The 25,364-nt window shown below is 50.9% G+C and carries 24 protein-coding genes; 11 read left to right on the forward strand and 13 right to left on the reverse strand.

Features of this window, described 5'->3' with window-relative positions:
* Window positions 1-7: 7 nt before the first annotated feature.
* Both E3E33_RS09095 and E3E33_RS09100 read left to right on the forward strand, forming a co-directional pair.
* Window positions 8-1,819 (forward strand): S-layer protein, encoded by a 1,812-nt coding sequence (locus tag E3E33_RS09095; RefSeq protein WP_167710765.1) that lies wholly within the window; start codon window positions 8-10, stop codon window positions 1,817-1,819.
* Between the two features lie 45 nt (window positions 1,820-1,864).
* Complete coding sequence (locus E3E33_RS09100; RefSeq protein ID WP_012571369.1) at window positions 1,865-2,644, forward strand: hypothetical protein; 780 nt, start codon at window positions 1,865-1,867, stop codon at window positions 2,642-2,644.
* Here E3E33_RS09100 and E3E33_RS09105 read toward each other — a convergent pair.
* Window positions 2,634-4,379 (reverse strand): radical SAM protein, encoded by a 1,746-nt coding sequence (locus tag E3E33_RS09105; RefSeq protein ID WP_167710766.1) that lies wholly within the window; start codon window positions 4,377-4,379, stop codon window positions 2,634-2,636. The genes E3E33_RS09100 and E3E33_RS09105 overlap by 11 nt on opposite strands.
* An 87-nt stretch (window positions 4,380-4,466) precedes the next feature.
* On the opposite strand from E3E33_RS09105, the gene E3E33_RS09110 reads away from it, so the two are divergent.
* On the forward strand, window positions 4,467-5,027 hold the full coding sequence (locus E3E33_RS09110) for a ferritin family protein (protein ID WP_238516414.1): 561 nt from the start codon (window positions 4,467-4,469) through the stop codon (window positions 5,025-5,027).
* Between the two features lie 33 nt (window positions 5,028-5,060).
* Here E3E33_RS09110 and rsmA read toward each other — a convergent pair whose 3' ends face one another.
* The 5 genes from rsmA to E3E33_RS09135 form a co-directional block, all read right to left on the reverse strand.
* The gene (gene rsmA / locus E3E33_RS09115) at window positions 5,061-5,879 is read right to left on the reverse strand and encodes a 16S rRNA (adenine(1518)-N(6)/adenine(1519)-N(6))-dimethyltransferase RsmA (RefSeq protein WP_167710767.1); all 819 of its coding nucleotides are present in this window, start codon (window positions 5,877-5,879) and stop codon (window positions 5,061-5,063) included.
* The gene (locus tag E3E33_RS09120) at window positions 5,876-6,496 is read right to left on the reverse strand and encodes a DUF655 domain-containing protein (RefSeq protein WP_012571365.1); all 621 of its coding nucleotides are present in this window, start codon (window positions 6,494-6,496) and stop codon (window positions 5,876-5,878) included. The genes rsmA and E3E33_RS09120 overlap by 4 nt, the downstream gene beginning before the upstream one ends.
* Before the next feature lie 69 nt (window positions 6,497-6,565).
* On the reverse strand, window positions 6,566-6,928 hold the full coding sequence (locus E3E33_RS09125) for an RNA polymerase Rpb4 family protein (RefSeq protein ID WP_012571364.1): 363 nt from the start codon (window positions 6,926-6,928) through the stop codon (window positions 6,566-6,568).
* A gap of 2 nt (window positions 6,929-6,930) precedes the next feature.
* A complete protein-coding gene (locus E3E33_RS09130) occupies window positions 6,931-7,227 on the reverse strand; it encodes a 50S ribosomal protein L21e (RefSeq protein ID WP_048055028.1) in 297 nt (98 codons plus the stop codon).
* Between the two features lie 147 nt (window positions 7,228-7,374).
* Window positions 7,375-8,535, reverse strand: coding sequence for a tRNA pseudouridine(54/55) synthase Pus10 (locus E3E33_RS09135; protein WP_167710768.1), 1,161 nt, complete (start codon window positions 8,533-8,535; stop codon window positions 7,375-7,377).
* Window positions 8,536-8,580: 45 nt separating this feature from the next.
* Between E3E33_RS09135 and E3E33_RS09140 the strand changes: the two genes are divergently transcribed.
* From E3E33_RS09140 to gatE, 3 genes are all read left to right on the forward strand, one after another.
* Entirely contained in the window at window positions 8,581-8,874 is a 294-nt protein-coding gene (locus tag E3E33_RS09140) for a transcriptional regulator (RefSeq protein WP_167710769.1), read from the forward strand.
* A gap of 106 nt (window positions 8,875-8,980) precedes the next feature.
* Window positions 8,981-10,300, forward strand: coding sequence for a Glu-tRNA(Gln) amidotransferase subunit GatD (gene gatD, locus E3E33_RS09145; RefSeq protein ID WP_167710770.1), 1,320 nt, complete (start codon window positions 8,981-8,983; stop codon window positions 10,298-10,300).
* Window positions 10,300-12,198, forward strand: coding sequence for a Glu-tRNA(Gln) amidotransferase subunit GatE (gene gatE, locus E3E33_RS09150; protein ID WP_167710771.1), 1,899 nt, complete (start codon window positions 10,300-10,302; stop codon window positions 12,196-12,198). Before gatD ends, gatE begins: the two co-directional genes overlap by 1 nt.
* Before the next feature lie 37 nt (window positions 12,199-12,235).
* On the opposite strand, the gene E3E33_RS09155 is transcribed toward gatE, so the two are convergent.
* The 3 genes from E3E33_RS09155 to E3E33_RS09165 form a co-directional block, all read right to left on the reverse strand.
* Window positions 12,236-12,928: a hypothetical protein gene (locus tag E3E33_RS09155; RefSeq protein ID WP_167710772.1), complete on the reverse strand. Its 693-nt coding sequence runs from the start codon at window positions 12,926-12,928 to the stop codon at window positions 12,236-12,238.
* Window positions 12,929-13,168: 240 nt separating this feature from the next.
* Entirely contained in the window at window positions 13,169-14,395 is a 1,227-nt protein-coding gene (hmgA, locus tag E3E33_RS09160) for a hydroxymethylglutaryl-CoA reductase (NADPH) (protein ID WP_167710773.1), read from the reverse strand.
* A 17-nt stretch (window positions 14,396-14,412) separates the two neighbouring features.
* On the reverse strand, window positions 14,413-15,156 hold the full coding sequence (locus E3E33_RS09165; RefSeq protein WP_012571355.1) for a MinD/ParA family protein: 744 nt from the start codon (window positions 15,154-15,156) through the stop codon (window positions 14,413-14,415).
* Window positions 15,157-15,316: 160 nt separating this feature from the next.
* Here E3E33_RS09165 and tdh point away from each other — a divergent pair, with 160 nt between their 5' ends.
* The 3 genes from tdh (at window position 15,317) to pheT (ending at window position 19,675) form a co-directional block, all read left to right on the forward strand.
* Window positions 15,317-16,369 (forward strand): L-threonine 3-dehydrogenase, encoded by a 1,053-nt coding sequence (tdh, locus tag E3E33_RS09170; RefSeq protein ID WP_167710774.1) that lies wholly within the window; start codon window positions 15,317-15,319, stop codon window positions 16,367-16,369.
* Window positions 16,370-16,440: 71 nt separating this feature from the next.
* A complete protein-coding gene (locus E3E33_RS09175; RefSeq protein WP_167710775.1) occupies window positions 16,441-17,943 on the forward strand; it encodes a phenylalanine--tRNA ligase subunit alpha in 1,503 nt (500 codons plus the stop codon).
* Window positions 17,944-17,956: 13 nt separating this feature from the next.
* Entirely contained in the window at window positions 17,957-19,675 is a 1,719-nt protein-coding gene (gene pheT / locus E3E33_RS09180) for a phenylalanine--tRNA ligase subunit beta (protein ID WP_167710830.1), read from the forward strand.
* On the opposite strand, the gene E3E33_RS09185 is transcribed toward pheT, so the two are convergent.
* Window positions 19,654-19,848, reverse strand: a complete 195-nt coding sequence (locus tag E3E33_RS09185) for a hypothetical protein (protein WP_048055026.1) — start codon at window positions 19,846-19,848, stop codon at window positions 19,654-19,656. The genes pheT and E3E33_RS09185 overlap by 22 nt on opposite strands.
* 180 nt (window positions 19,849-20,028) lie before the next feature.
* On the opposite strand from E3E33_RS09185, the gene truA reads away from it, so the two are divergent.
* Window positions 20,029-20,832, forward strand: a complete 804-nt coding sequence (gene truA / locus E3E33_RS09190) for a tRNA pseudouridine(38-40) synthase TruA (RefSeq protein WP_167710776.1) — start codon at window positions 20,029-20,031, stop codon at window positions 20,830-20,832.
* Here truA and E3E33_RS09195 read toward each other — a convergent pair.
* Window positions 20,803-22,173 (reverse strand): DEAD/DEAH box helicase, encoded by a 1,371-nt coding sequence (locus E3E33_RS09195; RefSeq protein ID WP_048055141.1) that lies wholly within the window; start codon window positions 22,171-22,173, stop codon window positions 20,803-20,805. The two genes, truA and E3E33_RS09195, sit on opposite strands and share 30 nt — an antisense overlap.
* Before the next feature lie 73 nt (window positions 22,174-22,246).
* Here E3E33_RS09195 and E3E33_RS09200 point away from each other — a divergent pair, with 73 nt between their 5' ends.
* A complete protein-coding gene (locus E3E33_RS09200) occupies window positions 22,247-23,512 on the forward strand; it encodes a UbiD family decarboxylase (protein ID WP_167710777.1) in 1,266 nt (421 codons plus the stop codon).
* A 55-nt stretch (window positions 23,513-23,567) separates the two neighbouring features.
* On the opposite strand, the gene E3E33_RS09205 is transcribed toward E3E33_RS09200, so the two are convergent.
* Both E3E33_RS09205 and E3E33_RS09210 read right to left on the reverse strand, forming a co-directional pair.
* Complete coding sequence (locus E3E33_RS09205; RefSeq protein WP_167710831.1) at window positions 23,568-24,485, reverse strand: ABC transporter ATP-binding protein; 918 nt, start codon at window positions 24,483-24,485, stop codon at window positions 23,568-23,570.
* Between the two features lie 5 nt (window positions 24,486-24,490).
* On the reverse strand, window positions 24,491-25,357 hold the full coding sequence (locus tag E3E33_RS09210; RefSeq protein ID WP_012571347.1) for an ABC transporter permease subunit: 867 nt from the start codon (window positions 25,355-25,357) through the stop codon (window positions 24,491-24,493).
* Window positions 25,358-25,364: the final 7 nt, after the last annotated feature.

A 25,364-nucleotide genomic window follows, 5' to 3' on the forward strand; every position in this document is an offset into this window, starting at 1 on the left:
TTGGGAAATGAAAGTGAAGAAGATCGCGGCCCTTGCAGTTGGTGCCGCAATGGTTGGAGCCACCGTCGGCTTTGCCAGTGCCCAGCCGACCGTTCCGGAGATTCCGAAGGACTTCTTCGTTAACGCCGATGGAACCCCGAACGTTAAAATCGTTGTCGGAAGTAACGCTGCTGCCATGGACGTTGCCAGCGCCGCTGACATAGCCGTTGCCCTTGGAAGCCTGCTCTACACCACCGAGCAGGTCGAGGCCCAGAACGCTTACGTGAAGATCAAGGCCGAGTACCCACCTGCCACCCTCGATGAGTGGACCATCTACGCTTACAACTTTGACACCATGACTGTTGACCACGGCCTCACCATCAACGGTAGCGAAAACTGGGCTACTACTTACGAGGAGCTTCCGGGTGACTACTGGTGGAATGGCGCCGCCTACGCTGGTAATTACACTGACTGGGTAGGCAACTTCATGGTCACTACCACCATTGCCGACAAGGACAAGACCGGCGACGAGCAGCTTATCGACTGGCACATCACCCTCAAGAACGTCCAGCTCAGCTCCAAGGACCCCGCTGAGTGGGACGGTACCATGCCACCCAAGGATGCTGACCTTATAGTCACTCCGGGCAACGTCACCGTCTTCGTTGACTACGTCCTCTACAACTACACCGTCTCATACACCACTGAGGTCAGGCCAGCTTACCCAGAGTGGGGCGTCCCGGCTGAGAATGCAACTGTTACTGACTGGTACATCGGCGACGCCGAGAACATGGCTGCTGCCGGTGGAACCGAAGTTGGCGTCTACAGCCCAGGTGTTGCTGCCGGTGGAACCTTCACCGTCTTCGGCGAGACTTACTACGTCCTCAGCGTCGGAAACGACAACTTCACCGCCGGTCTCGACAAGGGTACCGCCTGGTACCAGGTCAGCCAGCCGCAGGCCATCGAGGGCACCGACTGGATCGTCACCGTCCTCGACATAAGCATCATCGACCAGAGGGCTCTTGTCGTCGTCAAGAACGCCGTCACCGGCCAGGAGAGCGACCAGATGATCCTTGAGAAGGACACCCCAGTTGACGTCTTCGGAGATGGCGCAGTCATTCTCACCCTTAGGGACACCTTCGTTGGTATCGACGGCCACCTCATAGCCTCCATTGAGGCTCAGGTTGACGTCGACACCTACACCAGCGGTCGCACCATCATCTACGACGGCAAGACTTGGGAGATGGAAATCCGCACCAACAACGGTTACATCACCAACATAACCCTTACCAACCTCGACACCCTCGAGGGCAACCCGGTTGACATCTTCGGCACCTACGACCTCAAGTACTGGTTCGAGATGTACACCCTCAACGAGGCTGCTGTCGGCTACGACATTGACGGAAACGGTACCATCGACGACGTTGACCGCGTCGTTGCCTACGCATACATAGCCCTCACTGAGAAGGAGGGTACTGTCAGCGAGATCGAGCTCAGCGTTGGCGACAATGTCCTTGACACCGAGTACTACGTTGCTGGCATCTACGCTGACCAGGTAATGGTCAAGCCGGTCGCCAGCCCGATAACCGTCATGGACTACGAGGTCAACCTTGAGGACCCAGGAAGCAACCTCATCCTCGTTGGTGGTCCAGTCGCCAACAGCGTCACCCAGTACCTCGTCGAGCAGGGCATCAGCCAGGTTGACTGGTACAACAGCCCAGGCGACATCGAGTACATCCAGGATGCCCTTGGCGGCTACGACGTTGTCATCGTCGCTGGTGCCACCAGGGACGAGACCAAGGCTGCTGCCGAGGCCCTTATGGAGTACCTCGCTGGCCTCTGAAGGCCTTTCCTTCTCTTTTAATTCTCTCTTCTGGGGGTTTTAGCCTTGAATCAAAAGAGGCTCGCAGTCGTTCTTGTAGTTCTCCTCATAGTCATTGCTCCAATCAGCTATGTAATGTACTCGTATCATAACTTCAACAACGTCATCAGCCCAAAGCCACCCAAAGCATCCACCCAATACGTTGTAATATACACGCCCTCTGCTCAGTTCTACGCCCTCACCGCTGAGCAGTACCAGAAGCTCATCGAGCAGGGAACTGCCCCCCCAGCGGGCTCCAAGATATTCAACATTACCGTGGACAGTTACATTACAGGCAGCCCAGAAGTTGACCTGAATCTGACTATTAGAAGCTTTTATGAGTACTTCACGATAGTTATCGGCGACCCCTCCGTAGAGAACTGTAAAGATAACCCCCAGCTGTATGTCGGGGACTGCAGATACAGAACACTCACAGTCTCTGAGATATCTGGGGTAGTGTCCAACATCTTCACAACAAACTACTACATTAAGGGCCTCGAAATGGGCTACGACAACATAACCGCCAAGCAGTACGCTTTCAACCAGACGTGGCTGAGGTACAGAAAGACTTACCTGAACTTCTGGACTAAGCTCGATATCGGCCGCGGCAAGATAGGGAATCCGGACCACCTTGTTGTGCTCCTGATCGGTCCAGCAGAAGGAGCAACAGAAAACAGAATATTCACTCCCCGCAAGGGAGTGCTGGTAATAGAGGGAGTCACCGACGAAACTTTGAGGGCTGAGGTTGTGTTCATCGAGAACCTCATAGGTTTCTCATGGCCAGAAAAGAGGAACACTACAGAGTGATTAAATCTTTCAGTATTCTTTTTCCCTCATCCCCAACCACATTAAAGAATTCCTTTTCATCTCTGAAAGGTCTCTTGGACAGAATCTTCACAACCCTCTTCTTACCGATACCAGGAATGTACTGAAGAATCTTTGGACTCTCCTGGTTCACATTTATGGGTATCGGAATGCCTGTTATGCTTCTAAAGCCGTGATCGACTATTAAAACATCGTAGAACCTGTTAAGCTCGACTTCTTTGGGAATACCAACTATCAGTGGATAGCTCCCTATCTGTCTGCCGTACGTAAGGCCGTTGTCGTAAACCTCAGCCCTAACGTCCCTGAGAACCGTTCCAACGGGCACGACCCTCTTAAGCATTGGAAGATCGATTTCATGCCTTATCTTGTACTTGTAGTGCTGGATGAGCTTCTTGTGCTTCTCGGTCTTTACTCTATTTCTCATATGCCAGAGAGGGGTTCCGGGGAAGACAACCACCTGACGTATGTTTATGCGCCTGACCATCAGGCCATCGTCGAGGAGCTTTTTGAGGAACTGGAAAGTCAGCTCGTAACTCTTCTTTGTCTCTCCAGGAAGACCAAAGAGTATGTTTATCCCTGGGAGGAGCCATGGCATTCCGTTGTAGCCCCTCTTTCCCCCTACCTCATTGAGCAGCTTAACCGCCTCGTAGGTTTCTTCGGCAGTGGCGTTCAAGTTGTTGAGCTTGGCCACCTTTGGATCAGCACTCTCAAGTCCGAAGGCAACGACGTTTCCGGGTGTACCGTACTCAATGAGTGCCTTTGCTATCTCCCTGCTCTCCTCAGGATAGTTCGCTATCACCGCAGGATTTGCATTGTCCACGTGGAGGGTTTTTATGTCAGGAGCGACTAAGCGGATTCCGCGGAAGAGTCTTTCAATGGCTTTGGGATTGGGTATGGGAACGCGGCCGTTTGATTTTGCCATATAGGAAAAGATGCAACTCTGCCTACCGACGCGGAAGTGTCTCACGCCAAGGTTGTAGAGAACTTCAACTTCCCTCACAATATCCTCAATGGATCTGTCCTCGACCTTTCTATATCTCACGGGCTCCGTGCAGAAGGAGCAGCCGCCTATGCCCATAGCCTTTGGACAGCCACGCTGGGTCTCAATCTCAACTATGACGAAATCTGGGAAGTCAGGAAATTGCGTCACGACCTCTGCACCCAGGAGGGCGTAATCGCGAAGCTCGTCATAGGTTCGAAACCTGAAGGGATCGGCTTCTCTGGGATTCCGGAAGAAATCATAAAGAAAAGCCTCCAAGTCCCCGTAAACGATGTGGTCAAAGACCGTCTGAGCAAACATCAGCTCCCGAGAGGTTATCTTTGTCCCACCCTGGTGGGCAGAACCCATGAAAGCCGGTCCTCCAAGTATTTTAATTCCTTTAAAGGGCTTTAGGAACAGGGCAACCTCTTCAACCTGAGATGGGACAGCTGAGAGGTACTTACCCGGAGTGTGGAGACCCCCGATGTAGATTATAACGTCAGCCCTTTCGAGTATCTCTTTCGTTTTTGGGAAATTTGGTGTCTTGTTTTTAGTGGCAACTCCCCTTTCACCATCAAACGTTGCCCGAAGGTCATCTATGGTCAAATAGAACATGCTAACATCTTTACGTGCCTTTTTAATGGCACCGTATGCGTAGCGCGGGTATATACCAAGGTACGGGGGAACACCCAATCCAGCAGGCTCATCGGTATAGCCATCGATGATAGCAACTATCATGGTGGATGAGTCTATTGTGCCTCTTAAAAATCAATCGATATCAAATCGAAAAGTATAAACGGTTTGCTTTCCAATGTATATTTGGAGATGATCATGACCACCCCCATTTACAAAACAAAAGAAAGAGAGAGAATCAAGTTTAAAAAAATTCTCGAAGCACTTTCCCAGCTCGATACCAAGGAGCTTATAGCTCATTGGATAGATCAAGAAGTGAAGGAAGCTGAAATGTACTACAGACTCTACACAATGAGTAAGGAGGTCAACTGGGATGAGCAGATTCCAAAGCTTTTCTTCAGTATATATAAAGACTGCTTGGAACACGCCGAAGCACTGCTAAAGCTGTACCGTACTATGTATCCAGGCGAGGAAGTTATTAAGGTTAATGTCCCCGCCCTAGAGGTAGAGCTGTCCGAAGATCGCCTCAGAGAGCTGGTGTTTAAGGGAAACCTCCGGGGCATTCTCGAATACCTGATGGGTACAGAGAAAATTGCACACGATGTTTATTCATATCTGGCAGAACAAACTACCGACGAAAAAGTAAGGGCGACTCTCATCTGGCTGGCGGAGATTGAAAATGGACATTACGAAAAGTTGAGGAGGCTCTATGTGACACTCTTTGGAGATTATCCGGAAGAGGAAGAAGAATGAGATAATTCCGTACCTTCTTTACCCTTAATTTCACTAGATGATGTTGTTAACCTTCAGGTATGCTTCTATTTCCTTAACCTCCTCAGGGGAGAGCTGAAAGACTCTTTTTTCTGCATAAGGTGCCGAGGAAATCACGTCTTTAACATTCTTGAACTCAGCCTTGCTGAGACCAAGCATGTGGTGGGATTTCTTCAATGCGGCAGCAACCGTACTCCTCCTGTGCTGAAAGAGAGCCCTAACGAGATCCTCATTCAGTTCTATGGCCTCACTTTTCGGCTTGGGTTCAAGGACAATGACCGCAGAGTCAACCTTTGGCCGGGGATAGAACGCACCTCGTCCAATCCTCTCGACGAGTTCAACGTAGGACTTGGCCTGAACCATCAGTGAGAGGCGAGAGTAGTTCCTGTCGCCCGGCCTTGCCACCATTCTCTGTGCGAACTCAAGCTGGTAGATGAGAACAGCCCTCTCGAATCCGTATCCGAGGAACCTGAAGGTTATCGGGGAGGAAATTTGATAGGGCAGGTTTGAGACTATTTTGTTAAACTCTGGAAAATCAACCTTTAGAGCGTCCCCCTCTATTATCTCGACGTTGGACCAGTTGTACTCCTTTCGCAGTATCTCAACAAGACGTGGGTCCTTTTCTATGGCATAAACCTTCCCGGCACGCTTGCTGAGCGCATCCGTGAGAACACCAAGTCCGGGGCCAATTTCAAGAACGACATCTCTTCCGCTAAGTTCAGCCCTCTCAACGTTTCTCTCGATGATATCGTCTACTATTAGAAAGTTCTGTCCAAGGTCAGAGTTTGCCCTTAATCCGTATTTAGAAATGAGAGAAAAGAGGCGCTCCCTCATACCCTGAATATCCTCCTGGAACCAACGAAGAGCCTGTAGCGATCCTTCCCTTCAAGCTCATCAACAACGCGCTTGGTTATCATCTTTGCTGGATCAGGAAGACCCTTAACTCTGTGCCTCAGATCTTCAAAGCTCTTGAAGGGCTCCTTCTTACGTTCCTCTATGATTTCCCACATGTGCTTCTTGCCTATTCCCGGAAGAAGCTCGAGGCTGTGGAGCCTGTTGGTTATCGGCGGGGCGATGTTGAAGAACTGGACAAAACGCTCTTCATTGTTCTTGACTATCTCTTCCACAACATAGGGGAGTTCGGCCTTAGCGGTAGCAGTGAGATCATCGTAATGGATCTTCTTGTTGATCATGAGAATCTTATCCCTCTGCCCCTTGCCTATGAATACCCTCTCGTACAGCATCAGATCCTCCCTTGGAGCCACCTCGAGAAGAGTGAATGCCTTTTCACCTATTACCTGTGCCACAGGCTTTCCGGTTCTCCTGCCGGTCTTCAAATCAGTGTATCCTTCCGGCAGATAGTCCAGCACATAGGCGTACTCCTCATACTCAACATTCCGCCTCTTCTTTTCGAGACTCTCCCTGTAAGAATGCCTCCGGTACCTATCCATTTTCTCTCCCCCAGAAATTATACCCATCAGGAGTTTTTATACTTTGTCGAGAAAAGGGAAAGAAAGGAGTCACTCCCTGTAGTCGTCGAGGAGCTTTATTATCTCCTCAGCCTCTTCCCGGGTAGGCATGTAGTCTTCCTTGGTAAAGATAACACGGATGTCGAAGTAGTCTTCTGGCATGAGGTCAACGAGCTTAGCTGCCAGCCTCTCGTCGAGCCACTCGAAGAGGCCTATGAGCTTCTCCTTTAGCTCAACGGCCTGCTCAGGCTTGAGCTTGGCAAAGCGCTCGGCATGTTCCAAGCTAACTCTGGCCTCGTAGAACATCGGTTCCTCCGGGTTCTCCTCCACACCCTCGGCCTTACGCCTCTCGAGGAGCTCTTTGGTCTCCGCTATGGTAAGATAACGCTCCTCGAGCTTTTTCCTTCCTATCATGCTCATCCCTTCTGAGCCCTGAGGTGGACTGGGTGGATGAAGAAGGTCTTTATTTTGCCGCCGTCCCTAATCTGGACGATGTAGGCATCGCCACGCTTGCCAACAACGGTTCCGGTCCTTCCGTGGAATCTTGGGTCGGGCATGCCCTTGTGGTAGCTAGGCTCGATGACGATGTGAACCTTCTGCCCGACCTCAAACTCCTGGAGGAACCTGGTGAGCGGCGGGAGACCTCTCCTCCTCGGCTTCTTGCTGAGCTTCCCCCTGGTCTTCCTCCTAAAGCTGTGGGCCTTCTGAACCATATCAATCACCTCACAGATTTTTACCCATCCCGCAAAGGGTATATAGACATCCATTAGGGCTTTTTCAGACTTTCAAACCTTTTCGGCGTATGGACTAAGCCTATTATGGCTCCGTTACCCAATCGGCGAAAAGCGTTTATAAAGTTTTCACTCATCGAGGATGTTCAGAACATCCAGCCTTTCGCACCAGGCTGGCTTCCCGAGGAGGTCGCTAACGGAAGGCTTGGTTCTTCCTTTATCACCCGAGATGAGCTCCTTGATGTAGAGGCCGCCATCGGTGATTAGCCTCAACTCAAAGTGCTTCTCGTCTATCCATCTTGCCTCCGCTTCATGAATCCTTTTGACCCTTACTTTGTCGGCTCTCGCCTTCCTCACGCGCCAGGGCGTTCTTTGGTGTATCTCAAGCCCTCTAAGCTCTCCCGCCACTTCCCTGGCTTCCTCAGGAGTTACACCATCTTCGACGAGAACCAGGGCGAGATATTCCTTCCGATGGTTCTTTGTGAGAACTTCCTCAGCCTCCTTAGTGGTCACAAAACGAAGGTCAAGAACCTCCACCTTTCCGCTCGCATTTATCTCCTTTGCTATAGCTCCGAGATCAAGCTTCCTTTTCTTTGGACCTTTTATCTCGAGGATGAAGGGCCTGCCGTTGCCGAGCATCCTAACGTCAACATCCTCCCTGCCGGCGCCCTTAAAGACGCACTTCCCCCCCGCAGCCCTGGAAAATGGACGGCAAATTATAGACGCAACGCTCTCCTCGAATTCCGGGAGGGGCGTCTGCGGAATGCCCCTAACAAGCTTTCTATAGCGGCCATAAATGTAGAGGGGATTTATCTGAAGCTCGATCTTCCCTAAATATGGCTCGACTATGAAAACAACATCCGGAGTTTTTGAGGTATCCTTTCCAGTTGCGAGGCCAAAGGCCTTGCCAAGCTCGCGGTTGAATTCTCTGTTTATGGGCTCGCCAGTGTCTATACCGAACTCCTCCCAGAGGGCTTTTTCTCTCTCCTTTATCTCCTTGGAGAAGCGGGAACCGACTAAAAAAGTGTTGAACTCTATCCCTTTGCTCACCTTTTTCATGAGTTCAATGAGTTCGGGAATCCTCTCAAAAATGTTCCCGCAGAGCTCACACTTCTCAGCCTCTTCTATTGGCTCTAATCCTTTCGCTGAGCGCTTCATGTTGAGGACGAACCTTATTGCCTTCCCGCGTTCCTCGTTAGTACCCCTTCCAAGCCGAGCAAAGAGCCTGCCGAGGCAGTGGTCACAGAGGCTATGTGCTTTAAGAACCTTTTCAGCCTTCTCGACTATCATGTTCCCACCCTAAGCTTTATATCTCACCTTTTCGACAATCTCGCGATGATGACTCGTAGGCAGCGCATAATAAAGCTTTTGGAGGAGCGCGATTACTCACCGGGTGAGCTGGCAGTAGCATTGGAACTCCGCGGCAGAGGGGCGAAAAAGGTAATCCTCGAAGACTTGAAGGCCATACAAAAGACCCTTAAGCATGAGGGAAAGGTTCTTCTCATAAAGCCCGCTGAGTGTAGGAAGTGTGGCTTTATCTTCAGGCCGGAGATAAACATACCCTCCCGCTGTCCAAAGTGCAAGTCAGAGTGGATAGAGGAGCCTAGATTTAAGATAGCACCTAAGTAATTGTCATTATGACAGAATTCATCCAAATTTTTGGGAGATTCTTGTCATTCATCCAGCCCGAAGGTTTATATTAACCTCTCACCAGTATAAGGCGGAGGGAAAGGCTATGCGCAAAGTTGAGCGGTTTATGCAGGAAAAGGGCCTCAGTGTTGGAGATTACGTCAGAATAATCGAAAAGGATAACGGAAACGAGAGCATCTATGAAGGAATAGTCATGAACCCCTATGAGCTCTCCACCGGAGAGACGCTTACGCTCAAGCTTGACAATGGCTACAACATTGGAATCCTCGTTGACCAGATAGTTTCAGTTGAAATCATCGAGAAGGCGAAGCCAAGAGAGGAAGTAGAGTTCGAGGAAGTGTTTCCGAAAAGGCCAGAGCTTCCAAACGTTGCTATCCTTGGAACGGGCGGAACCATAGCAAGCAGGATAGACTACAAGACTGGAGCCGTCCATCCGGCTTTCACTGCGGAGGAACTTGCCAAGGCAGTTCCGGAGATTTTTGAAATAGCCAACATAACACCGAAGCTCCTTATGAACATCCTCAGTGAGGACATGCGCCCGACGTACTGGGTCAGGATAGCCCACGAAGTTGCGGGCATACTGAACAACGGCGAGGACGGCGTCATCATAGCCCACGGGACGGATACGATGGCATACACCGCATCGGCTTTGAGCTTCATGCTCAGGGACTTGGGCAAACCGGTCATACTCGTCGGCGCTCAAAGAAGCTCGGACAGGCCGAGCAGCGACGCGGCGATGAACCTCATATGCTCTGTCAGGATGGCAAGGGCTGATTTCGGCGAGGTTGCCGTTGTAATGCATGGGGAGACGAGTGACACATACTGCCTCGCTCACAGGGGAACCAAGGTCAGGAAGATGCATACCAGCAGGAGGGACGCCTTCAGGAGCATAAACGATATACCGATAGCCAGAATATGGCCGGGTGGTGAGATTGAGTTCCTCAGAAAGGACTACCGCAGAAGGACTGAAAGCGAGGTCTGGGTCGACGACGAGATGGAGGAGAAGGTCGCTTTGGTAAAGGCCTTCCCCGGAATGAGCACCGAGATAATAGACTTCTTCGTGGACAAGGGGTACAAGGGCATAGTCATAGAGGGAACCGGTCTCGGCCACGTGCCGACCTACGTCATAGACTCAATACAACGCGCTACTGAGGAAGGCGTTGCCGTCTGCATGACGAGTCAGTGTCTCTACGGCAGGGTGAATCTCAACGTTTACTCCACTGGAAGAAGGCTCCTCAAGGCGGGCGTTATTCCGTGCGAAGACATGCTTCCAGAGACGGCTTACGTCAAGCTTATGTGGGTGCTTGGCCACACTGATGATCCAAAAGAGGTCAGGGAAATGATGCTCACGAACTATGCGGGCGAGATAACGCCCTACACGAGGTTTGACACGTTCCTGAGGTGATGACAATGGCGTACGATTACGAGAAGCTTGGTCTTAAGGTCGGTCTTGAAATCCACAGGCAACTCGACACCAAAAAGCTATTCTCACCCGTTCCAAGCGAGCTGAGCGACGAGGTGGAGTTTACCTTCCAGCGTCGTTTAAGGCCAACCATAAGCGAGCTCGGCGAGATTGATCCGGCTGCTCTGGAGGAGTTCAAGAAGGGGAGGACTTACATCTACGAGGGCAGTTACGAACTGGCAGACCTCGTTTACATTGACGAAGAGCCGCCACACATGCCGGATGAAGAAGCCCTCAAGGTCGCCCTTCAGATTTCCTACCTTCTCAACGCCACTCCCATTGACGAGGTTCACTTCATGCGTAAAATCGTCATAGATGGCTCCAACGTCTCAGGCTTCCAGAGGACGGCAATAATAGCCATGAACGGAAAGGTGGACACACCGTGGGGAAGTGTTGGAATCCCAACGATCTGCCTTGAAGAGGACGCCTGTAGAATAGTCGAGAGGAAAGACAAGGAGGTAATCTACCGCCTCGACAGGCTGGGTATTCCTCTCGTTGAGATAAGCACGACTCCGGACATACACCACCCGGAGCAGGCAAAGGTGGTCGCCAAATACATAGGCGACGCTCTGAGAGCAACGAGGAAAGTCAAGCGCGGTCTTGGAACCATCAGGCAGGATCTCAACATTTCAATAAAGGGCGGTGCCAGAGTAGAGATCAAGGGAGTCCAGGAGCTAGACATGATACCAATCATCATTGAGAGAGAAATCGAAAGGCAGCTCAAGCTCCTCGAGATACGAGACGAGCTGAGGAGGCGCGGAGTCAAGCCAGAGGACATCAAAGAGGAATTCTACGACGTCACTGAGATATTCGAGAACACTGGCTCTAAGATAATAGCGCGCACGATAAATAACGGTGGAAAGGTCCTCGCCGTTAAGCTCCCCAAGTTCCGCGGGCTCATCGGGAAAGAGATTCAGCCCGGCAGGAGGCTCGGAACTGAGATGGCTGACAGAGCCAAGAAATACGTGAAAGGTATCTTCCACATTGATGAATTACCGAATTATGGAATTACAGAATTGGAGGTTAATGCAGTTATCGAAAAACTCTGTCTCGGCGAGGATGACGCCTTCGTCCTCGTCGCCGCAGAGGAGGAAACTGCCAAGAAAGCACTCCGCGAGGTTCTCCAGAGGGCGAGGGAGGCTATAGACGGCGTGCCGGAGGAAACAAGGAGAGCTCTACCCGATGGAAACACCCAGTACATGCGCCCGCTTCCCGGCAAGGCGAGGATGTATCCCGAGACGGACATACCGCCGATACTCATCACGGAGGCTATGAAAGAGGAGATACTCGCCAACCTGCCAGAGCTCCCGCAGGAGAGGGCCGAACGCTACGTAAAGGAGTACAAGATCGACAGGAGCCTTGCTGAAACCATTGTAAATGACGAACGCGACGAGCTCTTCGAAGAGCTCATAGCGAAGGGCGTCAAGCCGTCCCTCGCTGCATCAATACTCGTCGTCGTACTCAAGGGTCTCAAGAAGGAGGTTCCCATCGAAAACATCACCGACGAGCACATCAGGGATGCTTTTGAGCTCTATCTCAACGGCAAGATAGCCAAGGAGGCCTTCGATGAGATATTCAAGGAACTCGCGCTTCACCCGGAGAAGACGGCCCAGCAGGTTGCTGAAGAAAAGGGCCTGACACTACTCAGCGAGGAGGAAGTTGAGCGCATCATAGACGAAGTCATTCAGCAGAACATCGAAGTCATAAAGGCCAAGGGCATGGGAGCGATGGGTATGATAATGGGCCGCGCTATGGCGAAGCTCCGCGGAAGGGCCGACGGAAAGCTCGTGAGCCAGCTCGTAAAGAAAAAGCTGAAGGAAGTCCAAGGATCCGCACCTTGAAGTTTCCTTTTAAGTTCCATTTTATTCTTTGAATTCATCAAATGCCAAGGAATTTGCGTATTTTGAATTTGAGATGACCAAAAAACACACTGTTCAGATAAAAATCAGTTGTGTGGGTAAACAGCGTCTTTGCAGTCTTATAGTCGTCGAAATACAAGAACGCCAGCTCACGTAAGTCACGCTTATTGAAAATCAGGATCGTGTTTCCAATGGTTTTCCCACCAAAGATGTCCAATGGGTCATATCGTATCTTTGTCAGCTTTCGAACGTTTCCTAGCCCAACTTTTCCGTAGTTTTGAGCAATTAACTCGTCGATTAGTGTAAAGGAGCCCTTCCTAAACCCAGCGGGATGATCCTTGATCTCAATTTTTACTGGTTGCACGAACTTATCGACGACATAATACTGAAGAACGACCTTCTCTTTGATCTTGGCTAAGTCAAGCACGTTGAAGAGAGCCCTCAGATACGTCTCGAGAAATACCTGGGGAGTAATTTCACTACGATGAAGCTCATGCAGAAGGGCTTTCTTTCCCTCAGGACATTCCAGTCTTAAAAGTTTCGTCCCGTGGGTTTCTACAATGTACACACCTTTATCTGCGAGAAAGGTCCTGTAATGAAGGGACTGTATTGGCATATTCTCAAATAAAAACTCAAACAACTTTGAGTGACTGCTCATTGATACAACACTGCAGGCATCCCCATCTATTTCAACTGTAACCATCATAGACATCCCAACATTTTTTGGGAAACATCCTAATTAATTTTTCTTTTGCTTTATGTTATCCAGGAATATAATAGAGGGACTAAGGATAAATTTGGGCTTTCTCACCAGTTTAGATTACAATAAGTACAGGGATATCCGGGTCAGAGCATCGGCTCCTCATCACTCTTCAGAGTGAGGGAAATGGTCATCATCCCCAAATACGTCTCTTCTAGGATTTTTAAGCGTTGGGTAAAAGAGGAAAGAAGCTCAACGCCCAAGCTCCTTGTGAGCCTTGGCGAGGTGCTTCGCCGCTATTGCAGCCAGCAGTGAAAGCTCTCCAGCCAAGACTGCACCAGCGATTATCTCCGCGAACTTCTTGGCGTTCGTTCCAGGTGGATCACCACCACCGGCAACTCCCATGATGCTCAGGGCTTCCCTCTGGGTCGGGACCCTAGTTCCACCACCGACGGTTCCTATCTCGAGGCTTGGCATTGTTATGCTGATGTAGAGGTCTCCTTCTGGGGTAACCTCCGCAAGAGTTATGCCGTGGGCCCCTTCCGTAATCTGTGCCTCGTCCTGGCCCGTTGCAAGGAATATCGCGCCCACAATGTTGGCGAAGTGGGCGTTGAAGCCGTAGGAGCCAGCCTGGGCTGAACCCACAAGGTTCTTGCGGTAGTTGACCTCTGCTATGAGCTCCGGAGTGGTCTTCAGCTTTTTCTCGACGATCTCGCGTGGGATTATCGCCTCGGCTATGACCGTCTTTCCGCGCCCGTTGATGAAGTTCATTGCGTTGGGCTTTTTGTCAACACAGAGGTTTCCTGAGAGGGCAAGGTACTTAACGTCCGGAAACTCCTCTTCGATGACCTTCATTATCTCCTCGCTCGAAATGGTGACCATGTTCATACCCATGGCGTCGCCGGTCTCAAACTCAAACCTCAGATAGAGGTTATTGCCGACGATAAAGGGCTTAACGTCGCGGAGCTTTCCATGCCGCGTAACTTTAGAGACAGCCTTCTCCTGGAGGTAGCCAATGTTTGCCTTGACCCACTCCGCAACTTCTCTTGCCTTTCTTGCGTCCGGACACTTTAGGAGCGGCGCACGGGTCATTTTATCACTTATGATTGTTGTCTTGACCCCGCCGGCTGCCGTCAATGCAGAACAACCGCGGTTGACTGAAGCTACTAGTGCACCCTCCGTCGTCGCGAGCGGAATGTAGAACTCCCCCTTGGCGTATTCACCGTTAATTTTGAGCGGTCCGGCAACGCCCATCGGTATCTGGACGACGCCTATCATGTTCTCGATGTTCCTTCCGATAACTTGGTTGGGGTCTATGGAGTAATGTCCAATGTTCTCGAGGCTTATCCCAAACTTTTTCTCAAGAGCTTTCCTTCTTATTTCAGTGGCGAGCTTCTTGTCGCCGTTTGTATATTTTTCAACCTGATGGAATTTTATTTCTCCGCTAGCTACCTTCTCCACGAGCCCTTCCATGTTCATTTCAACACCCCCAGAAATCAGCCGAATATCCATTCTTCAAGGACTTCTCCAGTTTCCCGAAAGGCTATGGCGGCATCACTGTTAGGATAGTACTTAATGACAGGGACACCCAAATTGATGGACTCAGGAACTTTGTTATCAAAGGGTATCCACCCAAGAACTGGAACATTGAGGTCTTCTTCAACGGCCTCTATAATCTTGTCAACTATGTCCTCTGACTCCCTGACCTTGTTCAGTATCACACCAATGTTGAGATTATATCTCTCACCTAGGGCTTTCAGCTTTTCTATCTCGTTCTTAACCATTACCTCGAAAGAGTATATCGGAGAGCGCTCTATTTCAACCACTATAAGTTGATAGTTGGCAAGCTCAAAGGTAGGAAGCGTGTCAAATGGAATTCCAGTGGGCGAGTCCACGAAAACAACTCCGAACCGATATTTGACTCTTTCCAGAATATCTACTAATCTCTTTGGAGAGATGCCCAGAACATCCTGAAGCTGCGTGCTTCCCGGCATCACATGAACTCCCGTCTGGGGATGTTTGTAGATGGCCCATTCAGGATCAAGTTCGGGATTTTTGAGAAGCGAGTGGAGAGTGTACTTTACAGTATCAAGTGCAAAGTGGAAACCAAGGTTAGGCAGGTATAAGTCACCATCGACAGCAAGGACACGATATTCCCTCATGGCTAAGAAAGTGCTGAGGTTAGCAGTGGTGGTAGTTTTTCCCGCACCTCCTCGCCCGGTCACGACTATCAGCGCCATCTTTAGACCCCCTTTACTTAGTTGGAAAATACTCAAAGGAGAATATAAGGTTTCCGATAATCCATCAGGAAAACTATTGTTTACATCATTGAACCTTCACAAAAGGTTTATATCGCCCCGCCATTTAGATAAGCATGTAAACATTAAGGAGATGGTTGCTATGGCCGAAAAGATGCCGGCGATCGTTAAGACGAAGCCCGCCTACGGTGCGGAGCTCGTTGAAGTTGATATCCCCAAGCCCGGTCCTGGAGAGGTTCTCATCAAGGTTCTTGCCACCAGTATCTGTGGAACTGACCTGCACATCTATGAATGGAACGAATGGGCGCAGAGCAGGATCAAACCGCCCCAGATAATGGGTCACGAAGTCGCCGGAGAGGTCCTCGAGGTTGGTCCCGGCGTTGATACAATCAATGTTGGTGATTACATTTCAGCTGAGACTCACATAGTCTGTGGAAAATGTTACGCCTGCAAGCACAATCGCTACCACGTCTGCCAGAACACAAAGATATTCGGCGTTGACATGGACGGTGTCTTTGCCGAATACGCTATAGTTCCCGCCCAGAACGCTTGGAAGAATCCGAAAGACATGCCTCCCGAGTATGCAACCCTCCAAGAGCCCCTTGGAAACGCCGTTGATACAGTTCTTGCTGGTCCAATAGCTGGAAGGAGCACGCTTATCACAGGCGCAGGTCCGCTCGGTCTCCTAGGTATAGCCGTTGCTAAGGCCAGTGGCGCTTATCCTGTCATCGTCAGCGAGCCAAGCGAGTTTAGACGCGAGCTAGCAAAGAAAGTTGGTGCTGACTACGTTGTCAACCCCTTCGAAGAGGATCTAGTTAAGTTCGTTATGGACATAACTGATGGAGCCGGTGTTGAAGTCTTTCTCGAGTTCAGCGGCGCTCCTAAGGCCTTCGAACAGGGCCTCCAGGCGGTAACACCGGGAGGAAGGGTCTCGTTGCTCGGCCTCTTCCCGAGAGAGGTCACCTTTGACATCAACAACCTCGTAATCTTCAAGGCCCTTGAAGTACACGGAATAACCGGAAGGCATCTCTGGGAGACCTGGTACACCGTTTCGAGCCTTATTCAGAGCGGCAAGCTCAACCTCGATCCAATAATAACCCACAAGTACAAGGGCTTCGACAAGTTTGAGGAAGCCTTCGAGCTCATGCGCGCCGGCAAGACTGGAAAGGTCGTCTTCTTCCCCCACAAGAAGTGAGTTTTCCTTATTTTTCTTTCACCGCAATTCTTAAGTAACTCTTCTCAAACTCAACCCAAGGAGGTGGCCCTATGGAGCTTAGCTATCAAGAGAAGCTGACGCTCATAAAACTTAACGAGTTGAAAAAGGCTAAATTCGACGAGCTCGTTGAAAAAACCGGTCTCGACCAGGTCGCGGTCATGAGAGCCGTTCTCTGGCTTCAGAGCAAAGGTCTGGCGAGGCTCCACGAGAAGAGCGAGAGGATAGCAAAGCTAACCGAGACCGGTAAGAAATATGCCCAAATTGGACTGCCAGAATGGAGGGCTCTGAAAGTCCTCAGGAAAAAGGGCAAGGCCACACTCGATGACCTCAAAGAAGTCCTCAGCGAGGACGAGCTGAAGCCGATAGTCGGCCTCCTCAGGAAGGAGGGCTGGGCGAGCATTAGGAAGGAGGATGGAAAGCTCGTCCTCGAGATAACGGAGAATGGCCTTAAAGCCGAGGAGAGAGCGATTGACAGGGCACTAAAGCTCCTCGCCGAGAAAGAAGCTATTCCCGTCAGTGAGATTGAGGAAATTATCAAGGTGAACGACCTCAAGAGAAGGAAGATAGCCGAAGAAGACATCGTAACCGAAAGAACCGTCGAGATAACGCCCGAAGGAGAGGAGCTCGTAAATAAAGGCCTTGAGCTCAAGGAGGAAGTCTCAACCCTCACGCCGGAGCTCATAAAGTCCGGAAAGTGGCGTGAGGTCGAGTTCAAGCGCTTCAACATCCAGGCGCCGGTGAGAAGGATTTATCCCGGCAAGAAGCAGCCCTACAGGGCATTCCTCGACAAGATAAGGAGAAGGCTCATAGAGATGGGCTTCATCGAAATGACTGTTGACAGCCTCATAGAGACGCAGTTCTGGAACTTCGACGCTCTCTTCCAGCCCCAGAACCATCCGGCGAGAGAATGGACAGACACTTATCAGCTTAAATATCCGAAAAGCGGCTACCTACCCAATAAAGAACTCGTCGAGAGGGTTAAGACCGCCCACGAGAGAGGCTTAGCTGGCTCACGCGGCTGGGGCTACGTCTGGAGTCCGGAGAGAGCCATGTTGCTGATGCCGAGAGCCCACGGTACCGCCCTAAGCGGCAGGCAGCTTGCTAAAGGTGTCGAGATTCCGGGCAAATACTTCACGATACAGCGCGTTTTCAGGCCCGACGTCCTGGACAGGACGCACCTCATAGAATTCAACCAGGTGGACGGTTTTGTGGTTGGTGAAGACCTCAACTTCAGGCATCTCTTGGGTATACTCAAGCGCTTCGCCGTTGAGATCGCCGGAGCCAAGAAAGTCAAGTTCCTGCCGGACTATTATCCGTTCACCGAGCCGAGCGTACAGATGAGCGCCTACCATCCCGAGCTCGGCTGGGTCGAGTTCGGCGGCGCTGGAATATTCAGAGAGGAAATGACGAGGGCCCTAGGCATAGATGTTCCTGTAATAGCGTGGGGAATTGGAATTGACAGACTTGCCATGTTCAAACTCGGAATCGACGACATAAGGTATCTCTTCAGCTACGACCTGGGGTGGCTGAGAGAGGCGAGGCTGGTCTGGTAAAGGGGTGATGCTCATGCCGAAGTTCGATGTTTCGAAAGCGGATTTAGAGAGGCTCGTCGGAAAGAGCTTCACCGTTGAGGAATGGGAAGACCTTTTCCTCTACGCGAAATGCGAGCTCGACGACGTTTGGGAGGAGAACGGTCAGATCTACTTCAAGGCAGACTCAAAGGACACCAACAGGCCAGACCTCTGGAGCGCCGAGGGAATAGCGAGGCAGATCCGCTGGGCACTTGGGATGACGAAGGGCCTGCCAAGGTATGAGGTCGAAAAGAGCGACGTCGTTGTTTACGTTGATGAAAAGCTGAAAGATATCAGGCCCTACGGTGTCTACGCCATCGTTGAGGGCCTCAGCCTCGACGATGAGGCTCTCAAGCAGATGATCAACCTCCAGGAAAAGGTGGCGCTAACGTTCGGAAGGCGCAGAAGGGAAGTTGCAATAGGCATCTTCGACTTCGACAAGGTTAAGCCGCCAATTTATTACCGCGCCGCTGAGAAGACTGAGAAGTTCGTTCCGCTGGGCTTTGAGGAAAAGATGAGTCTCGAAGAAATCCTCGAGAAGCACGAGAAGGGCAAGGAATACGGCCATCTGATAAAGGACAAGCCATATTACCCGCTCCTCGTCGACAGCGAGGGCAATGTCCTTTCCATGCCCCCTATTATCAACTCCGAGCTGACCGGAAGGGTGACGACTGAGACCAGAAACGTCTTCGTCGACGTCACTGGCTGGGACTTGAACAAGATTATGCTCGCCCTTAACGTTGTTGTCACTGCTCTGGCCGAGCGCGGCGGGAAGATAAAGAGTGTAAAGGTCGTTTACGAAGACTTCGAGATAGAGACACCCAACCTAACTCCAAAGGAGTTCGAGGTTGAGTTCGAGTACATCAGGAGGCTCGCAGGGATAGATCTGAGCGACGAAGAAATCAAGGAGCTCCTCGAGAGGATGTTTTACGAGGTGGAACTCGAAAATGGAAAGGCCAAGCTCAAGTACCCGGCATTCCGCGATGACATAATGCACGCCCGTGATGTGCTCGAGGACGTCCTCATAGCTTACGGCTACAACGAGATCAAACCGGAGGAGCCGAAGCTTGCCGTCCAGGGCAGGGGAGATAAGTTCGTTGAGTTTGAAGATGCCGTGAGGGAGCTCATGGTTGGCTACGGCCTTCAGGAGGTTATGACTTTCAACCTGACCAACAGGGAGGCTCAGTACACCAAGATGAACCTCGACTTCGGAGAGCATCCCTCTGAGGAGTACGGTCATCATCCGCCGGCGAGACTCGTGGAAATAGAGAATCCCATAAGCCCCAAGTGGTCCGCTTTGAGGGCATGGCTGATTCCCAGCTTAATGGAGTTCCTGAGCCAGAACACCCACGAGGAGTACCCGCAGAGAATATTCGAGGTAGGAAAGACAACGCTCATAAACGAGAACAAGGAGACCAAGACCGTAAGCGAGAGCAAGCTTGCAGTTGCCATAGCCCATCCACGCGTAACTTTCACGGAAGTTAAAGAGATTCTCGACAGCGTTATGCACCACCTCGGCCTCGAGTACGAGTTGAAAGAGATCGAGCACAGCAGCTTCATCCCGGGAAGGGTCGGAAAAATCATCGTGAACGGTCAGGAAGTAGGAATAATTGGGGAGATACACCCGAAGGTGCTGGAAAACTGGGGAATAGAAATGCCGGTGGCGGCCTTTGAGGTCTTTCTGAGGCCGCTCTACAGGGAGCCATATCTCTGACCTTTCTCATTATCTATCTTTTCGTTTTGAATAGAAAAGTGTGATGAAAATATCGGCTTGGCATCTTTTCCGACATTTTTCGAGTCCCCACCAAAGTTCTTAAGAACGAACCGCCACATAATATCAAAGTTCACGATGTTTATGAAGACCTCCGGTTCAATTGCCGACTCCACTTGGTGATCACCTCCTTCAGCTCTTTCTAAGCTGATAATCCTAAGGCAATTTTATTAAACATTTCGAAAAGTTTTGAAGATATCTGTCAAAATCTGCCCAATTTTTACATATATAATTGTCATAATGCCAACAGATTAAACACCAAAAAGGCTTTAACTTTCACTTAACAACTTCCCATCATGAGGCTTGCCCTTCGTATAGCTTACGACGGAACTGCCTTCTATGGCTTTCAGAGGCAACCAGGCCTTAGAACCGTCGAGGGGGAAATCATTAGGGCTCTCACTAAGCTGGGTATAATAGAGGACGTTGAGAGCTCCAACTTCAAGGGTGCATCAAGAACTGATCGGGGCGTTTCTGCATTCTTCAACGTTGTGGCCTTTGACGTTGCTTCGAGGCCGGATCTGGTCAGGCCTGAGGTGCTCAACTTCCACCTGAAGGATGTCTGGGTTCTCGGAACTGCCGAGGTTCCGAAGGATTTCCACCCCCGCTTCTGGGCCAAGTCAAAGACCTATCGCTATTACCTCATTGATGCGGGGTTTGATGAAAAGGCTATGAGGGAGTGCGCAAAGCTCTTCATCGGAACTCACGACTTCTCAGCCTTTGCAAGGCTTGAACCCCACAAAAACCCCGTGAGAGAACTGATTAGAGCCGATATCATCAAACGCCAAGGATACTACATAATTGAGCTCGAAGGCAAAAGCTTCCTGTGGGAGATGGCCAGAAGAATAGTAAATGCACTCCGCTTCTGTGGACTGGGCATCCTGACGGAGGAAGAAGTGGAGAAGATGCTCAACGGCGAGTACTCCAGGAAAATTCCACCGGCGAGACCGGAGGGGTTGGTGCTGTGGGGGATAGAATATGAAGGCATCGAGTTCAGAGGGAACGAGAAAGGAATCAGAAAAGCAAAACACGACCTCTTCGAACGCTATTCAGAGGCATTAACCAGAGCTGCATTATTTGGCGACCTTCTTCTTGGTCTTTAGGTTCATCTCCATGTCATAATAGCGGCCATAGTATTGCTTCAAAGCCTTCTGTCTCTCGAGGAAGTGCGTGAAGAGCAATGGATCGTCGTCTTGGACGTCAACTATAACGGCCTTCATGCCCTTCTTTGGCCTCAAAGCCCTGCCTATAGTCTGGATGGTCATTATGTCACTCTTACCACCGCCAGCGAGGATTATAGCAGAGATTTCCGGTATGTCAACGCCCTCCTTGAGCAACGTGGACACGAGGACGGGAATCCTCCCTTCCTTGAAGTCCTCGAGTATCTCCCACCTGTTCGGGCTCTTTGAGCTGAGGAACTCGGCCTTTACTCCTTCCTTCTCAAGCATCCCCTTCAATATCTTGCCATGTTCTATCCTCCTAACGTCGATGAGAACACGGTGGCCTCTCCTAGCAAGCTCAATGGCCTTTCTAATTATCGCCCGGTTCCTCTCATCGTTGTTCATTATCATATCCTCGTAGAGCTCCTTGTAGCGCTCACTGAAGGACGGCATGCTGGACTCGTAAGTTACTATCTCAAAGCGGGGCTTTGCAAGGAAGCCTTCTCTGATCAGGTCTTCGGCGCGGACTTCGAATATAGTCGGACCCACAACGGCCTCTATCTTTATCTCTTCCCCCCTAATCCGCCTCCAGGGAGTGGCAGAGAGACCGAAGCGGTACACCTGAGGCAGGGAAAGGCCCAGCTGATAGAACTTCTCGGCCGCAGATGTCCTATGGCATTCATCGAACATGACTATCGCATAGTCGTTCTGCAACTTATCGGCACCTCTGGAGAGGAGTGTCTGTATCATCGCTATGGTCACAGCCCTTTCTTCCCACTTGTTGTCACCCACTATTCCAGGCTCAACACCAAGGACTTCCCTTACCTTGTCGGCCCACTGATAGAGAAGCTCCTTCGTGTGAACCACTATCAATGCGGATAGGTCAAGCTCATGGATTATCCTCAGTCCAACGACCGTCTTTCCGCTTCCAACGGGAAGGGAGAGAACTCCCATCTTCTCCTTCAGAGCTTTCTTTACGGCTCTTTGCTGGTATTTGCGCATAATGTAGTTCTCGTTCCAGGTGGAGTTGAGCTTAACTCCCCTAACCTGGCGCTCATCCTTTACCCTGACCCGATAACCCTTGGAGTTGAGGAATTTCTTAACTCTAGGGAGAACCCCTACCGGAAATGTCCTCTCATATGGGTCGTAGAGGCTTTCAGGCTTCTCCCATTTGCCAAAATCCTTTTTGTAGGTCAGTAGTTCATATATTCTGAAATACACCTGGGGATCAGCTTTCTCGATATACACCAGTGCAGAGCCGTCTGGAATACGAAGTACCACCACGGGCATGGCCAATCGCTGGGAGTTTGGAAAAAGGCTTTATAGACCTTTTGGAACAGTAGTCTCAGGTGATAAAATGCTGAGGGAAATCATCGAGCACTTTAATGATACGGTCGTCATTGATAAGCCCGTCAGCAAGGAGCTTGAGATAACGCGCTATTTACTAGAATATAAGGACAGACCCGTTCTCTTCAGAAACGTGGACGGCTGGGAAGTTGCAGGAAACATCTGGTCAACGAGGGAGAGAATAGCAGGATATCTTGGGATCAGGAAGGAAGAAATTCTTCACCTCATAGCAGATGCCATGGAGAACCCCCTGCCGTACCAGATGGTCAAGAACGCCCCGTTCATGGAGGGTTCTACCAGAGATTTCTCTCTTAAGGAGCTCCCGATTCCAAAGTACTACCCGAAGGACGGCGGTCAGTACTTCACCTCGGCCATGGTCATCGCTAAGGACGAGAATGGCTTTGTTAACATGTCCTTTCACAGAATGATGGTTATCGACGAGAAGCGCGTCGCGATAAGGCTTGTGCCAAGGCACCTTTATTCGATGTGGAAGGATAGAGCGGAGCGCGGGGAGGAGCTCGACGTTAGGATAGTCGTCGGCAATCCCATACACCTTCTCCTCGCCGGAGCAACGAGCGTAGCCTACGGCGTGAGCGAACTCGAGATAGCGTCGGCTATAAGCCAGAGGGCCTTTGGAAAGCCCCTAGAAGTCACTGAGATTGGTGACATTCCCGTTCCAGTTGAGAGCGAGTTCGTCTTCGAGGCCAAGATACTTCCGGAGCTCACCGATGAGGGTCCCTTCGTGGACATAACCGGAACCTACGACTACATAAGGAAGCAGCCCGTAGTGGTCTTCGAGAGAATGCACCACATGGAGAATCCAATATTCCACGCCCTCCTGCCTGGCGGCTACGAGCACTACATGCTCATGGGCCTCCCGAAGGAGCCTCAGATATACGCGAGCGTAAAGAGGGTCGTCCCCAAGGTTCACGGTGTCCGCCTAACGGAGGGTGGGACAATGTGGCTCCACGCGGTCGTCAGCATAACCAAGCAACACGATGGCGACGGCAAGAACGCGATTTTAGCGGCATTTGCAGGGCACCCGAGCCTGAAACACGTCGTCGTTGTGGACGAGGACATCAACATATACGATGACAGGGAAGTTGAGTGGGCGATAGCGACGCGCTTCCAGGCCGATAAAGATCTTGTGGTAGTGCCCAACGCCCGCGGAAGCTCCCTCGATCCCTCGGCTGAAAAGAGCCTCACCACAAAGTGGGGAATCGACGCCACAAAGCCGCTTGATAAAAAGGAAGAGTTCGAGAGGGCAAAACTCTGATTCTCTATTTTATTTCTGAAGACGGCCAAAATCCCCCTCAAAAAGGAAAAGAAAGTTATTCAATCATCTTGAGAAAGATCTCCTCGAGGCTGGGCTCCTTGACCTGCATCGTAAGTATCTTAGCACCCTGTGATGCTACGAAGTCATGGATTTCTTCCCTGATGTCTCCCGGAGCCACGATGTGGTACTTCCTCTCTCCCAGAGGCGTGACGGCCCACTCAGCTCCACTGAAGTCAATGGGCTTGTTTGTCTCGAGGACTATCGTGTAGCCGGCCCTCATGAGGAACTCGCGCTTGATGTTGTCAAGGTTGTCCTCAACGCGGAGCTTGCCTTTGACTATGACACCAACGGTGTCGCATATCTCCTCCACGTGGGCAAGGATGTGCGACGAGAAAAACACAGTCTTTCCAGCCTTCTTCTGCTCCCTGATGATTTCCTTGAACTCCGCTATTCCCGTTGGGTCAAGACCCGTCATAGGTTCATCGAGGATCAAAAGCTCAGGATCATTGATGAGCGCCTGGGCAAGAAGCAGACGCTGGCGCATTCCCTTGGAGAACTTGCCCACCTTTTTGTCCCTGACCTCCCACAGGTTGACGAGCTGGAGGAGCTCCTTCGCGCGCTTTTCCCTCTCGGTCTTTGGAATTCCGAAGGCCTCACCGATTATATCAAGCGTCTGCATTGGGGTAAGGAATTCCCAGAGGGTGGCGTGCTCGGGCATGTAGCCTATTCTCCTCTTAGCCTCGACGAGCTTGTTCTCGTCGTACTTTCCGTCCCTGAAAACCTCCTCACCGAAGAGCTCTATCCTTCCCTCCTGGGGAAAGATTAGGCCAAGGACGCTCAGGATGGTGGTGCTCTTTCCGGCACCGTTCGGCCCGAGGAAACCGTATATCTGGCCGTGCTTCACCTCGAGGTTGAGGCCGTCCAGGGCTCTAACGTCCTTGTAAACCTTGACCAGGTTCTCAATCCTCAGCATGAGCATCACCTCAGGTCCATCCTGTTGAACCTGTAAAATCCGACGATCAAATAGAGGAGGGTCATTCCGACTATTATCCCGAAGTTCACGAGGTTGTGGCTTATGGCGTATGCCATACCTCTGTATTCAGGATTTTCAGCACCTTCGTCGATGGTTGTCCCAACGTCTTCGGTGATTACCCCTACCTGGGAAGTGGGCACGTAGAAGAGATATTTAGTGGTGTAATCCTTCTGCAGCTGCTTGACGTCACTCATGCTCATATCTGGGTTGTCCATCATCTCCTTAAACACAAGGTAGCCTACAATGTTTGGCATGATGAGGAACAGCACGAAGACCAGAACCAGAGCCGCTCCAAGGGCAGAGCTCGAGGACTTTATGAGAGTCGAGAGTATGTATCCAAGGGCAACGAGCTGAAGCATTGCCAGGAGGAGCAGCATGTTCAGGAGCAGAACATCCGCCACGAGCTGGCCGCTCAGCGGAACACCAAGGTAGACAACCCCTAGAACGCCGATTAGCGTTGAGAGGAGCAGGGCGATGAAGAGAACCACTGCATGGGCAAGGAATTTGCCGCCTATGTAGCTCAGCCTCTTTATGGGTTTGCTCATCGCAACGCGGAGAGTTCCCTTTTCTATCTCACTGTTTATTGCCGTAGCACCCATGAGAAGGGCGAGTATTCCAATGAAGAAGCCCGCCATGCCCGTGACGAACTGTATCAGAAACGTCATGGCGGCCTCAACGGTGAAATCCTGCGCCCCCATGCTCTTCATGATGTAGAACACAGGAATGTAAAGAAGCGCCATTATGCCGAGTATTACCCAGAGCTTCTTAGTTCGAAGGCTCTGCTTAAACTCAAGCTGAAATCCCCACCACATACAATTC

The sequence above is a fragment of the Thermococcus sp. GR5 genome (assembly GCF_012027535.1).
Lineage (GTDB): Archaea > Methanobacteriota_B > Thermococci > Thermococcales > Thermococcaceae > Thermococcus > Thermococcus onnurineus.